The sequence below is a fragment of the Halostagnicola sp. A56 genome (assembly GCF_000691505.1).
GTDB lineage: Archaea > Halobacteriota > Halobacteria > Halobacteriales > Natrialbaceae > Halostagnicola.
Genome location: NZ_JMIP02000017.1, coordinates 314,074 through 325,739 on the forward strand (window position 1 = coordinate 314,074; position 11,666 = coordinate 325,739).

The following is an 11,666-nucleotide window of genomic DNA, read 5'->3' on the forward strand; positions in this document are numbered from 1 at the left end:
ACCCTTCATTTCTGGGGCGGTTGCCACCCTCTAGATGAGCAAAGAGTACATCGAGGTGCGGGGTGCAGAGGAACACAACCTCAAGGACCTCGACGTCTCGATTCCCCGCGAGTCGTTTACCGTCGTCACCGGCCTCTCGGGTTCGGGCAAGTCCTCCCTGGCGTTCGAGACCGTCTACGCCGAGGGCCAGCGGCGGTACATCGAGAGTCTCTCGGCGTACGCCCGGAACTTCCTCGGGCAGATGGACAAACCGCAGGTCGAAACCGTCGAGGGTCTCTCGCCGGCGATCTCGATCGACCAGAAGAACGCGGCGAACAACCCGCGCTCGACGGTCGGGACGGTGACGGAACTGCACGACTACCTCCGACTGCTGTACGCCCGCGTCGGCACCCCCCATTGCCCCGAGTGCGGGCGCGAAGTCGGCGAACAGAGCGCCCAGAATATGGTCGAGCGCATCCTCGAGCTGCCCGAGGGGACGAAGATCAAACTCGCGGCGCCAGTCGTGCGCGACCAGAAAGGGGCCTTCGAGGACCTGTTCGACGAACTCGTCTCGGAGGGATACGCACGGGTCGAAGTCGACGGCGAGGAACACGACCTGAGCCTCGATCGTCCGGACCTCGACGAGAACTTCGATCACACGGTGGACGTGATCGTCGACCGGATCTCGGTCTCGACCGACAACCGGCCGCGGATCATCGACAGCGTCGAAACGTCTCTCGAGGAGGCCGACGGCGTCATGAAGGTCATCCTCCCCGATCCGCCCGCGGACGTCGACCTCGGCTCCGAATCGCGTTCGACCGGCGCGCTGGGCGAGGAGACCGACGACGACGATCGACTCGTCGTCGAGTTCTCGAAGGATCTGGCGTGTACCCACTGCGGGATCGACGTCCCCGAAATCGAGACGCGGAGCTTTTCGTTCAACTCGCCCCACGGGGCCTGCCCGGAGTGTGAGGGACTCGGCGAGACAAAAGAGATCGACGAGAGCCTCGTGGTTCAGGACGAGTCGAAGGCCCTCAAACACGTCTTCGAACCCTGGAGCTACAATCGGTCGTACTATCAGACCAGACTCGACGCGGTCGCCGAACACTTCGGCGTCTCGCTGTCGACTCCCTTCGAGGAGCTAGACGAGTCCATCCAGCAAGCGTTTCTCTACGGAACGAGCGAGCAGGTGCTGTTCAAGCGCCGGACGAAAAACGGCACCCGGCGCAAGCAAAAGCGCTTCGAGGGCGTCATCCCGAACTTGGAGCGCCGCTACGTCGAGACCGACTCCGACTCGACCCGCGAGCACATCGAGGACTACATGAGCGCCACTGAGTGTCCGTCCTGTGACGGCACGCGCCTCAAGGCGGCCTCGCGGGCAGTACTGGTCGACGACACGGCGATCACGGACATCAACGCCGCCAGCATCGGCGACGCACTCAAGCACTTCGAGTCGATGGAAGCCGACCTCACCGAGCGCGAAAAGGTCATCGCCGAGGAGATTCTAAAGGAGATCCGCGCCCGGCTCGGGTTCATGTGTGAAGTCGGCCTCGAGTATCTCACGCTCGATCGGGAAGCCGCGACGCTCTCGGGCGGCGAGAGCCAGCGCATTCGACTGGCGACCCAGATCGGCTCCGGCCTCGTGGGCGTACTCTACGTTCTCGACGAGCCCTCTATCGGGCTCCACCAGCGGGACAACGACCGACTGCTCGACACCTTAGAAGAGCTTCGAGACCTCGGCAACACCCTGCTCGTCGTCGAACACGACGAGGAGACGATGCGCCGGGCGGACAACGTCATCGACATGGGGCCCGGTCCAGGCAAGCGCGGCGGGGAGGTCGTCGTCAACGGCCCCGTCGACGAACTCAAAGACTGCGAGGAGTCGATCACCGGCGACTACCTCTCCGGGCGGCGAGCGATTCCAGTGCCTGAGCAGCGCCGCGAACCCGACGGCGCGCTCACGATCCTCGGCGCGCGACAGCACAACCTCGACGACCTCGACGTGGACATCCCGACCGGCTGTTTCACCGCGATCACCGGCGTCTCGGGCTCGGGCAAGTCGACGCTCATGCACGACGTGCTGTACAAGGGGCTCTCCCGGCAAATGAACGACAACACGAGCGTTATCCCGGGCGAGCACGACTCGCTCGAGGGGCTCGACCAGATCGAAACCGTCCGGCTGATCGACCAATCGCCGATAGGTCGAACCCCACGGTCGAACCCCGCGACGTACACGAACGTCTTCGACTACGTCCGTGAGCTGTTCGCCGAGACCAAGCTCTCGAAACAGCGCGGCTACGAGAAGGGGCGATTCTCCTTCAACGTCAAGGGCGGGCGCTGCGAGGAGTGTGGCGGCCAGGGGACCGTCAAGATCGAGATGAACTTCCTCTCGGACGTCTACGTCCCCTGCGAGGAGTGCGGCGGCGACCGGTACAACGACGCCACGCTCGACGTCACCTACAAGGGCAAGACGATCTCGGACGTCCTCGAGATGTCCGTCGAGGAAGCCTACGACTTCTTCGAATCCTCGAGCCAGATCCGTCGTCGACTCGAGCTGCTGAAAGATGTCGGACTCGACTACATGAAACTCGGCCAGCCCTCGACGACGCTGTCGGGCGGCGAGGCCCAGCGGATTAAACTCGCTGAGGAACTGGGCAAGAAGGATTCGGGCGAGACGCTGTACTTACTCGACGAGCCGACGACCGGCCTGCACAGCGAGGACGAGCGCAAACTCATCGACGTGCTCCACCGACTGACCGACAACGGCAACACCATCGCCGTCATCGAGCACGAACTCGACCTCGTGAAGAACGCCGACCACGTCATCGACCTCGGCCCCGAAGGCGGAGAAAACGGCGGCGAAGTCGTCGCGACGGGGACGCCCGAAGAAATCGCCCGGCTCGAGGCCTCCTACACCGGGCAGTATCTGCGCGACCTGTTGCCCGACATCGACCTCGAGGGGCCTCGAGGCGAGCGCGTCGAACCGGTCACGGCACCGACGGACGACGACTGAGTTCGGCGAAGTTTCTCGAATTACGACTCGGCTGCATCGTCGATCAACGCCTCGGCCCGACGAAACAAACTCGCACTCAGTCGCGTTCCGACCTCGTCCATCGCGAGTAACGCGTCCTTCGCATCCCCGGGTTCGAGAACCGACTGTTCGACCGCAACGACCAATACGCCGATAGACTCTGAAACGGAGATCCCTAGCGCTTTACAGGCATCTCGAAGCGGTTTGTCGTCTGTGACAATAACGAGATCGTTTGCTTCCGTCTCAAGAGATGCGGTCGAACCCGTGTATCCGAGTCCGTACGTGAGAAGGGCAATATCGCCATCGAGTTCGGTCTCATCCGGATTGCGTTCGAGATGAGCGGCGGCGCGCCGATAGCCGTCGGGTGCGGCCGACCGAATTCTCGCGTCAGGAACCGAAAGCCAGCCGTCGTCGACCGCCTGTTCGAGGTACGTCGCCTCCGGATCGCCATCGATTTCGGTCTCTACAGCCCGCGGGACGATCGGTTCGCCATCGATCGCCGCGAGTAACTCGTGGCGTCCGATCGCCGAGAGCGAAATGAAGACGCTCGCGTCGATAAAGAGCCGACTCATCGGAGTGCGTCGAAATCGTCCTCGAGATCCGCCTCATCGTAGTTCGAGAGAATCCCTCGATCGTTGGCTTCCGCCATCATTCGAGCGATCGAAACGTCGGCGATTTCAGCCGCGCCTCGCATCCCGACCGCACCCGCTTGATAGCGTTCGAGGGCGATCTGAACCAGTTCCTCTCGAGCGCCGCGGCGAACCGCCTCGCGAATCGCGTCGCTACGTCCGCTTCCGCGTTCAGTGGCAAGCCGGTCAAGTAACTCGAGTTCGTCGTCGCTCATCCGTGCGGTCACGGTCTTCATGTGTGTTACAATGTACTACAACGTAATAACGATACGGTTGGTTTACGATAGCGAATGGACCATGGCGTGCTCGCAGCAGCTAATCGACCGACGAGGGGCGAACACTTCTCACGCTCGCCGTCGTAGCCGTCCACATGACTCGAGCGTACGCGGCAATGCGGGACCGACTGCTCGTCTGCAAGCGGGCCAGCGACGGGAGCGAAGGCGACGACAGGAGCGAAACCGGCGAGAGCGCGACCGACGGGTGGCGACGCACCGACCGGCTCGAGGGGTACGACCTCGAGTGCGTCGCCGCGTCGGCCGACGAACCCGACCGCGTCTTCGTCGGTACCTTCGAGAACGGCCTCTTTCGCAGCATCGACGACGGCGAGTCGTTCGACCGTCTCGAGACGGGCTTCGTCAGACACGACGGGAGCGAACCCGAGGACGGGCGGGAAACCGACGGCTACGAGGCCGTCATGTCGCTTTCGATCAGTCCCCACGACTCGAGCGTGATCTACGCGGGAACCGAACCCAGCCGCGTCTACCGATCGATCGACGGCGGCGATAGCTGGACGGAACTCGAGGGCGTCGACGACCTGCCCTCCGAGTCGCAGTGGTTCTTCCCGCCCCGGCCGAGCACCCACCACGTGCGCTGGCTCGAGGTCGATCCGTTCGACCCCGACCGCCTCTACGTGGGGATCGAGGCGGGTGCGTTCGTCTACAGTACGGACGGCGGCGAGACGTGGCGCGAGCGGCCGGAGGGCTCGAGGCGGGACAACCACACGCTGGCGACCCACGCCGGAACGGAGGGGCGCATCTACACCGCGGCGGGCGACGGCTACGCCGAGAGCGACGACGGCGGCCGGTCGTGGACGCAGCCACAGGCAGGCCTCGAGCATCGTTACTGCTGGGGACTGGCCGTCGATCCGGCCGACCCCGAATCGGTGCTCGTCTCGAGCGCGAGCGGGGCGTCGACGGCCCACACCGCCCACCGGGCCGATTCGCACCTGTATCGAAAACGGGACGGCACGGAGTGGGAGCGAGTCGACGGACGCGGGCTCCCGACCGGCGAGGGCGTCGTCCGGTCGGTTCTCGCGACGACTGGCGACCCCGGCGTCGTCTACGGCCTAAACAACCACGGCCTGTTCGTGAGCGATGATTTCGGCGACTCGTGGGCGCAGGTCGACCTCGAGTGGTCGGACGAACTCGAGACGCAGGCGCCGCGCGGATTGGTCGTCCGGTAGTCTCGGGACGCCCAATAGTCGCAGGACGTTCGATAGTCTCGGGACGCAATCGAGATCCGTGAGTCGGGCGCGCAGTTCACGTTCGTCCGAGGCAAGGACTCCGCGCCACGGCGAGATCCGCCCGCTCAGGACACGGACTGACGGCCGGACCCGACGATCGACAGGTACTAGACGGGAGCGTCGCTAGATCCGGGTACTCGCGGAGACCCGCGTATCCGCTACCGGTCTACCTGTACGTCCCGTTCTAGCACGCCTGAACGCTCCGATACTCCGACGAATGTAAAGACACTTTAGGCAAGCCAAAAAATAAGAGGGCATGTCCAAAAGCGGGAGCAACGACGACGAGACGCGCCGGCGTTCCGGGCGGGGATACGGGACGCGACACGGACGACGGAAGTTTCTCACTCTTGCCGGTTCGACGGCGGGCGCGCTCGCGCTCGCGGGATGTATCACCGAGGAGTCCGAGGAGTCGACGTATTCGCGGGACGAACCGATTCCGGATCCGAAGACGTACACGACTGACGAACTCTTCAATTTCGACGAGTGGCGCAATTCCGGAGAGCTCATCGAGGACCGACCCACGGAGTACACCGGCCGCTCGATGCTCGACCTGCCGGACCTGCGTGGCGAACTAACGGTCTATCTCGGCGGCGGCGAGGGCGGTCTATACGAGAATCTGATGTGGAAGATCCAGCAGACGTACAAAGATTTCACTGTGAACGTCGACAAAGCGTCCTCCTCGAATCTCGCGAACACGATTTCCGAGGAAGTCAACGCCGGCCAGAGTCCGGCGGACATCTTCTGGGCGATCGACGCGGGATCGATCGGGATCGTCGCAGAAAACGATGCGACGGTCGAACTCCCAACTCATCTCGTCGAAGATTTCCGTACGACCCCGAGCTTTCTCCTTGTATTCTGTAAGGCGATCTCGAGACCGGGTTTTCGCGACGAACGATCGAGCCGAATCGCGACAAACGACTCGGGAATTGAAAGCCGTTCGCCGAGTTTTATACGGGTCTCGAGCGTGACCGTGTAGTATGGCAACCATTCGGACGGAGATCGACGAAGCCGAGTCTTACGCGACCGTCGTCATATCGAATCCGGACCGGAAAAACGCGGTGAGCGAGTCCGATACCGCGGAACTCGCGGCCGCGTTCCGCGAACTCGACGCGAACGATGAGGTTCGGTGTCTCGTCCTGACCGGCGCGGGCGAGGCCTTCTGTGCGGGCGCGGATCTCTCGAGCGTCGGCTCGACGCCGACGGCCGAATCCATCGACCGGGGGTTTCACGCCGCTGTCAAAGCCATCATGACCTGCTCGAAACCGGTGATCGCGAAGGTCGACGGGCCCGCGATCGGTGCCGGCGCGTCACTCGCAACGGCCTGTGATTTCGTCTACGCCGCCGAGTCCGCCCGCATCGGCTTTTCGTTCGCGAGCATCGGCCTGACCGCGGACACCGGCGCGACGTTCATCCTGCCGCGGCTAGTCGGCGTTCGCATCGCGACGGAGTTACTGATGAGCGGTGACATCCTCGCCGCCAGCGAGGCCGCCGATATCGGGCTCCTCACCGAAGTCGTGAGCGACGCGGATATCGACGACCGGGTTCACGAACGCGCGGCAACGCTCGCGAGCGGCCCGACCCGCGTCTACTCCTCGATTCGACGGCTCCTGCTCCGGTCGAACGCCAACACGCTCGAGGAGCAACTCGACCTCGAGGCGCGCGAGCAAGAGCGGATGTTCCACACGCAGGACATGATGGAAGGCGTCGCCGCGTTTACGGAAGACCGCGAGCCGGACTTCAGCGGACGATAGGGCTCTACCAGTTGCGGGATTCAGCGGACGAGAGCGGTTCCAACGTGGCGGATTTCGTTGGAGACAGCGATCACTCGGCGAGCCACCGAAAACACCGCAGGTCGTCGTTCTCTACGGTCGCGACGATCCGATCGTTTTCGTCGAGACACGGGTGCTCCGCCGCCGGGACGACGATCTGACCGACGGTCTGGGTGCCGTCCTCGAGTAAGATGACGACGTGTTCGCCGTCGACGATGCGGTCGACGGTCGAAACGTACGACTCGGGCGGGTTCGCCGCCGACTCGGGAACGATGGGGATGTCCTCGCACCCGATTGTGGATTCTCGATGTTTTCCGATATCCGAACCCGCTCGCTTGGTATCGGTCGCGCTCACACTCGAGACGAGTGCGGCCGCGGCGGCGGTGCTCGAGCCGATCGTTCGCAGGACGGTTCGGCGGTCGACTGTCGGTCGATCTACCATGGGCTCGTTGGCCGCGGAATGGTATATAAACGGTCGGCCGGTCTCGGTAACCGACCTCGAGCACCCCCTCACGAGCCGGGCTCGAGTATCGACCTCTCGAATCGATCTCTCAACTCGAAGGCGAGAAAGGACCCGCTGATGGCCGGCTATACGCTTAAGCGGCCGCGGGACCTACTCCGCGGCGATGTCCCGCACGACGTATCGGTGTCCGTGTGGCGCGATCCTCGAGTACAAGCAAGACCTCGTCTCCGATCGCGGAACCACGGGGCGGACGTGGAAGTGCAAGCAGTGTGCGACGCCCGTTCCCGGGATCGTCGCCGAGAAGATCGGCCACCAGCATCCGTCCTGAACCGTCTCGGTCGTTCTCGATCTCTGCTCGGCGCGCGTGTCGCGGCGAAACGAGACGACGCTATCGGCGGTGCGAGCGGCCTAGTCCTCCATCAGTTCCGGGCGGGCCGTCGGATCGGGGTCGTCGATGTACCGGTTTCGCCAGGTTCCGCGGGCAAACCAGCCGACGCCGACGATCGCCCCCAGGACGTTCCCGACTGCCATCCCGATCCAGATGCCGGTGGCGCCCATATCGAAGACGAACACGAGGACGAAAACGCTCGAGACCCGACCCACCCAGAGGGTCAGAATCGAGAGAACCATGCTGTCTTCGTGTTTCCGGCACCCCTGAACGCGCCGAGGATTACCTGCGAGACGCCGATGAAGGCGAACTCGACCGAACGAATCTGGACGTACTCGACGCCCAGCGCGATGGTTTCGGGCGCGTCTTCGACGTCGCCGAGGAACGCGCTGACGATCGGTTCGGTGAACGTGACCGCGACCACGGCGACGAGGATCATCACCCCGGCACCGGTCGTCGCGGCCAGTCGCACGGCGCGTCCCGCTCGATCCGCCCTGTCCGCGCCGAGGTTCTGCCCGACGACGGTATCGATGGCCCGCCCGAGTCCCATCGCCGGGAGAAAGACCAGCGAGATGAGTCGGTTTCCGAGGCCGTAGGCGGCGACGACTGGCGGCGCGAACGTGACGACCATCGCGGTCAGAGAGATCATCGCCAGCGCGCTCGTCGACTGTTCGACCATGCTCGGAACGCCCAGACGGACGATGTCCTCGATGAACTCGAGATCCGGTCGGAGGTGCTCGAGCGAAACCGTCGGACCGCGGGTCGTTGCGAACAGGATCCAGAGTCCGACGAGCGTCGCCGCGCCGCGGGCGGCGATCGTCGCGATGGCCGCACCTTCGATCCCCCAGCCCGAAAAGCCGGTCGCAGCGTAGACCGCGGCTTCGAAGCCCGCGAAATCCAACGCACCGATGACGGGGAGGGCCTCGAGCCAGCCGACCAGCGGATTGCTATCGAAGCCGAAGATGAAGACCGGATCGAGGACGACGTTGACGGCGACAGAGATGACCATCACGAGCATCGGCGTTCGCGTATCGCCGTAGCCCCGCATGAGCGCCGAGAAGACGAAGAACCCGAACATCAGCGGCATCCCGAGGAAGATGATCTCCATGTAGTCCGCTGCGAGCGGGACGACCGCAGCCGCCGTCTCTGGATCGCTCGGCAGAACGTCGAGGGCCGGCCGCGTGTAGAAGTAGCCGGCGATCCCGATCACGACCGAGAGGATGGCGACGAACGAGACCGTTTGGCCCGCGACCAGTCCCGCCGACCGGTTTCCTTTCGCACCGATGTACTGGGCGACGAGGATCGCCCCCGCGGTCGTAAACCCGCCGGCGATCGCGATCAGGAGGAAGATAAGCGGAAACGCGAGGCTGATCGCACCGACCGCGTCCGCCGAGAGCCGACCCAGATAGAGCGTATCGACGACGTTGTAGGTGACCTGCAGCAACTGAATGACGACGATCGGCCACGCCAAGTGAAAGAGCGGCTCGATGAGCGACCCCTCCGTGATCGAACTCGAGGGGGTAAACGGAACGCTCGAGTCGCTTTCCTCTCGTTCCGTGTTCGAGTCGCCTCCCGTTGGCTCCGTATTTGGGTCGCTTTTCGCTCGTTTCGCATCCGGTTCGACTTCGTCCTGTTCCGTATCCGGTTCCGAGAGCGAATCGTCTGTCGACGGATCGTCGTCCGATGGAGAGTCGTCCGCTCCTCGAGACGGACTATCGTCTGGATCGCGGGGATCGTCGGGCACTGACCCGACAAACGAACGGCGAGGTGATCAATATTTTGAAGTGCCCGCGGTGCCCGCCAGTCGGTTCGGCGCGTATTCCTCGTCGGGAGTTACTCCTCTCGAGGTACTTCGTGGCGGCCGAACCCGTAGCGGAGCCGACTCGCGAGTCGTCGCGAGAATCGGCCGTCGTCGGCCCGCGAGCCGAACCGTTCGGAAAGCGCCGTGTAGATCAGCGGCACTGGAACCTCCTGCTCGAGGCCCTCCTGAACCGTCCAGGTGCCGGTCGAACCGCCCTCGACCCGATCCGCGACGTCTCCCAGATCCGTCCCCTCCTCGCGGAACGCCTCCTCGCAGAGTTCGAGCAGCCACGAGCGGATCACCGCACCGTTGTTCCAGACGCGAGAGACGTCCTCGAGATCGAGATCGTAGCGACCCTCATGGAGGAGTTCGAACCCTTCGCCATAGGCCTGCATCAGCGCGTACTCGACGCCGTTGTGGACCATCTTCACGTAGTGGCCCGAACCCGCGGGACCCATGTGGCCGTGGCCGTCGGGGCCGGTCGCGACCGCGTCGAAGATCGACTCGAGTTCCGCGTAGGCCTCGGCCGGACCGCCGACCATCAGCGAGAAGCCGAGTTCCGCGCCTGCGGGGCCACCGGAGGTGCCACAGTCGAGGTACGCCGCGGGGCAGGACTCGGCGCGTCGAACCGAGTCCTGAAACTTCGAGTTGCCGCCGTCGACGACGATATCGTCGGCCTCGAGGTGCGACTCGAGTTCCTCGAGCGTCGCGTCGACGGCCGCGCCGGCGGGGACCATCAACCAGATCCGTTTCGCTCCCTCGAGTTGCTCACAGAGGTCATCGATCGAATCAGCGGGATCGGCGCCCGCCTCCGCGGCCGCCGCGACCGCCTCCTCGTCGAGGTCGAACGCGACCACGTCGTGTCCAGCAGCGAGTACCCGATCGACCACGATCTGACCCATCCGTCCGAGTCCGATTACGCCCAGTTGCATACCGGAGGCTGGACGGGCAGGGGAGGTAGTGGTTGTGATTCGACCGCGGCGCTGGTGAGACGATCGATCGCCAAAAGGAAGTCGAAACCCGCTCGAACGACGGCCACCGCGGTGTCGAGTCCCTACTGCATGGGCGTCTCGAGGCGCGCCCAGCCGATCGCGTCGAGGACGACGACCCGACCATCGTACCAGACGTAGACGCCGTTGTATCCGTCCGACCGCCCTTCGTGGTACGGAAGCGAGTCGCGGATCGCGTCGACGACCGACCAGGCGCCGTCGCGTTCGATCGTGACGTGTTCCCACTCCTCTCGAGCGTCGTTTCGAATCGCTCGACGGATCGCCTTTTTCGCGCCCGGGATATCGTGGAGCGAGCGGCTCGAGGCGTCGATAACGGTCGCGTCGACGGGTACGTCGTCGACCACGCGTGCCCCGAGGTCGGCTTTCGAGCGCGCGGCGGCGGTGCTGGATCGACCCGACCGTAACACGTAGCCGGCGACAGCAGCAGAGCCGACGACGAGCGCGGACAGTGCGACGTCTTTCCCCCTGATCATCGTTCACTACTGTATAGCAATCAACTAAGTATCTTTCGTCGGAATATGTCCGATTGATAATTCTTCGGGCCGGAAAGCAGACATGCGTCAGACGACGTTCAGGGAAACGAACAATTATTGGATCCGGACGGAACTCACACGAAGCGGGCGATGCCGCCCGTGAGCGCCCCCGCGACGAGGAGCAACGCCACGCTGACGATCGCCGCTGCGCGGAATAACGGAAGCGCGTCTCGAGCAGGTTCGCGGAGTTTCTTGCCGTTGAGACCGGACTCGAATCGCTTGGTAGCGACTTCGACGAGTGCGGTGAGCACGAGCCAGAGCGCGACCATCAGGAGGACGAGTCGACCCCGAAGCGAGAAGAACAGGGTATTTGAATCGTAGACGACGGCCGCGAGGTGGCTCCCCGAAAGAAAGAGCACGAGCGAGCTGGTTCGCGAAATTGTCGCGAGCTTTCCCGAGATGGTCTCGAGCGGTGCCGTGGAATTGAAGGCGCCGTCTCGAGCCAGCGGAACGACGACGAACGCGACGTAAAAGACGCTACCGGCCCACAGCGCGGCGAAGACGAGGTGTGCCGTTCGTGCGAGAAGAACGTCGACCATAC

11 protein-coding genes and 1 pseudogene are annotated in these 11,666 nt (G+C 64.0%); 5 read left to right on the forward strand and 7 right to left on the reverse strand.

The window, feature by feature from the left end:
* Nucleotides 1–34: 34 nt before the first annotated feature.
* A complete protein-coding gene (gene uvrA, locus EL22_RS08665) occupies nt 35–2,992 on the forward strand; it encodes an excinuclease ABC subunit UvrA (RefSeq protein WP_050051106.1) in 2,958 nt (985 codons plus the stop codon).
* A 20-nt stretch (nt 2,993–3,012) separates the two neighbouring features.
* On the opposite strand, the gene EL22_RS08670 is transcribed toward uvrA, so the two are convergent.
* Both EL22_RS08670 and EL22_RS08675 read right to left on the reverse strand, forming a co-directional pair.
* Nucleotides 3,013–3,582 carry a hypothetical protein gene (locus EL22_RS08670; protein WP_050051107.1) on the reverse strand — a complete coding sequence of 190 codons (570 nt, stop codon included), beginning with the start codon at nt 3,580–3,582 and terminating at the stop codon, nt 3,013–3,015.
* Nucleotides 3,579–3,875: a UPF0175 family protein gene (locus EL22_RS08675; RefSeq protein ID WP_050051108.1), complete on the reverse strand. Its 297-nt coding sequence runs from the start codon at nt 3,873–3,875 to the stop codon at nt 3,579–3,581. Before EL22_RS08675 ends, EL22_RS08670 begins: the two co-directional genes overlap by 4 nt.
* Nucleotides 3,876–4,009: 134 nt before the next feature.
* Here EL22_RS08675 and EL22_RS08680 point away from each other — a divergent pair, with 134 nt between their 5' ends.
* The 3 genes from EL22_RS08680 (at nt 4,010) to EL22_RS08690 (ending at nt 6,912) form a co-directional block, all read left to right on the forward strand.
* Nucleotides 4,010–5,101 (forward strand): hypothetical protein, encoded by a 1,092-nt coding sequence (locus tag EL22_RS08680; protein WP_050051109.1) that lies wholly within the window; start codon nt 4,010–4,012, stop codon nt 5,099–5,101.
* Between the two features lie 316 nt (nt 5,102–5,417).
* Nucleotides 5,418–6,137 carry an extracellular solute-binding protein gene (locus EL22_RS08685; protein WP_050051110.1) on the forward strand — a complete coding sequence of 240 codons (720 nt, stop codon included), beginning with the start codon at nt 5,418–5,420 and terminating at the stop codon, nt 6,135–6,137.
* A gap of 1 nt (nt 6,138) precedes the next feature.
* Entirely contained in the window at nt 6,139–6,912 is a 774-nt protein-coding gene (locus tag EL22_RS08690; RefSeq protein ID WP_050051111.1) for an enoyl-CoA hydratase/isomerase family protein, read from the forward strand.
* 70 nt (nt 6,913–6,982) lie between these two features.
* Here the strand turns inward: EL22_RS08690 and EL22_RS08695 are convergent, their stop codons facing one another.
* Complete coding sequence (locus tag EL22_RS08695; RefSeq protein WP_050051112.1) at nt 6,983–7,372, reverse strand: hypothetical protein; 390 nt, start codon at nt 7,370–7,372, stop codon at nt 6,983–6,985.
* A 184-nt stretch (nt 7,373–7,556) separates the two neighbouring features.
* Here EL22_RS08695 and EL22_RS18010 point away from each other — a divergent pair, with 184 nt between their 5' ends.
* Nucleotides 7,557–7,721, forward strand: a complete 165-nt coding sequence (locus tag EL22_RS18010; protein WP_197075872.1) for a hypothetical protein — start codon at nt 7,557–7,559, stop codon at nt 7,719–7,721.
* An 80-nt stretch (nt 7,722–7,801) separates the two neighbouring features.
* Here EL22_RS18010 and EL22_RS08700 read toward each other — a convergent pair.
* From EL22_RS08700 to EL22_RS08715, 4 genes and pseudogenes are all read right to left on the reverse strand, one after another.
* Nucleotides 7,802–9,288: pseudogene (locus EL22_RS08700) on the reverse strand (MATE family efflux transporter).
* 326 nt (nt 9,289–9,614) lie between these two features.
* On the reverse strand, nt 9,615–10,724 hold the full coding sequence (gene gnd / locus EL22_RS08705) for a phosphogluconate dehydrogenase (NAD(+)-dependent, decarboxylating) (RefSeq protein WP_255349666.1): 1,110 nt from the start codon (nt 10,722–10,724) through the stop codon (nt 9,615–9,617).
* Entirely contained in the window at nt 10,637–11,065 is a 429-nt protein-coding gene (locus EL22_RS08710; RefSeq protein WP_050051114.1) for a hypothetical protein, read from the reverse strand. The genes gnd and EL22_RS08710 overlap by 88 nt, the downstream gene beginning before the upstream one ends.
* A gap of 134 nt (nt 11,066–11,199) precedes the next feature.
* Nucleotides 11,200–11,664, reverse strand: a complete 465-nt coding sequence (locus tag EL22_RS08715; RefSeq protein WP_050051115.1) for a hypothetical protein — start codon at nt 11,662–11,664, stop codon at nt 11,200–11,202.
* Nucleotides 11,665–11,666 lie beyond the last annotated feature (2 nt).

Excerpts from the sequence above, each read along its gene's own strand:
- uvrA (WP_050051106.1), top strand. The coding sequence starts at position 35 with ATGAGCAAAGAGTACATCGAGGTGCGGGGTGCAGAGGAACACAACCTC.
- EL22_RS08670 (WP_050051107.1), bottom strand. The coding sequence starts at position 3,582 with ATGAGTCGGCTCTTTATCGACGCGAGCGTCTTCATTTCGCTCTCGGCG.
- EL22_RS08675 (WP_050051108.1), bottom strand. The coding sequence starts at position 3,875 with ATGAAGACCGTGACCGCACGGATGAGCGACGACGAACTCGAGTTACTT.
- EL22_RS08680 (WP_050051109.1), top strand. The coding sequence starts at position 4,010 with ATGACTCGAGCGTACGCGGCAATGCGGGACCGACTGCTCGTCTGCAAG.
- EL22_RS08685 (WP_050051110.1), top strand. The coding sequence starts at position 5,418 with ATGTCCAAAAGCGGGAGCAACGACGACGAGACGCGCCGGCGTTCCGGG.
- EL22_RS08690 (WP_050051111.1), top strand. The coding sequence starts at position 6,139 with ATGGCAACCATTCGGACGGAGATCGACGAAGCCGAGTCTTACGCGACC.
- EL22_RS08695 (WP_050051112.1), bottom strand. The coding sequence starts at position 7,372 with ATGGTAGATCGACCGACAGTCGACCGCCGAACCGTCCTGCGAACGATC.
- EL22_RS18010 (WP_197075872.1), top strand. The coding sequence starts at position 7,557 with ATGTCCCGCACGACGTATCGGTGTCCGTGTGGCGCGATCCTCGAGTAC.
- EL22_RS08710 (WP_050051114.1), bottom strand. The coding sequence starts at position 11,065 with ATGATCAGGGGGAAAGACGTCGCACTGTCCGCGCTCGTCGTCGGCTCT.
- EL22_RS08715 (WP_050051115.1), bottom strand. The coding sequence starts at position 11,664 with ATGGTCGACGTTCTTCTCGCACGAACGGCACACCTCGTCTTCGCCGCG.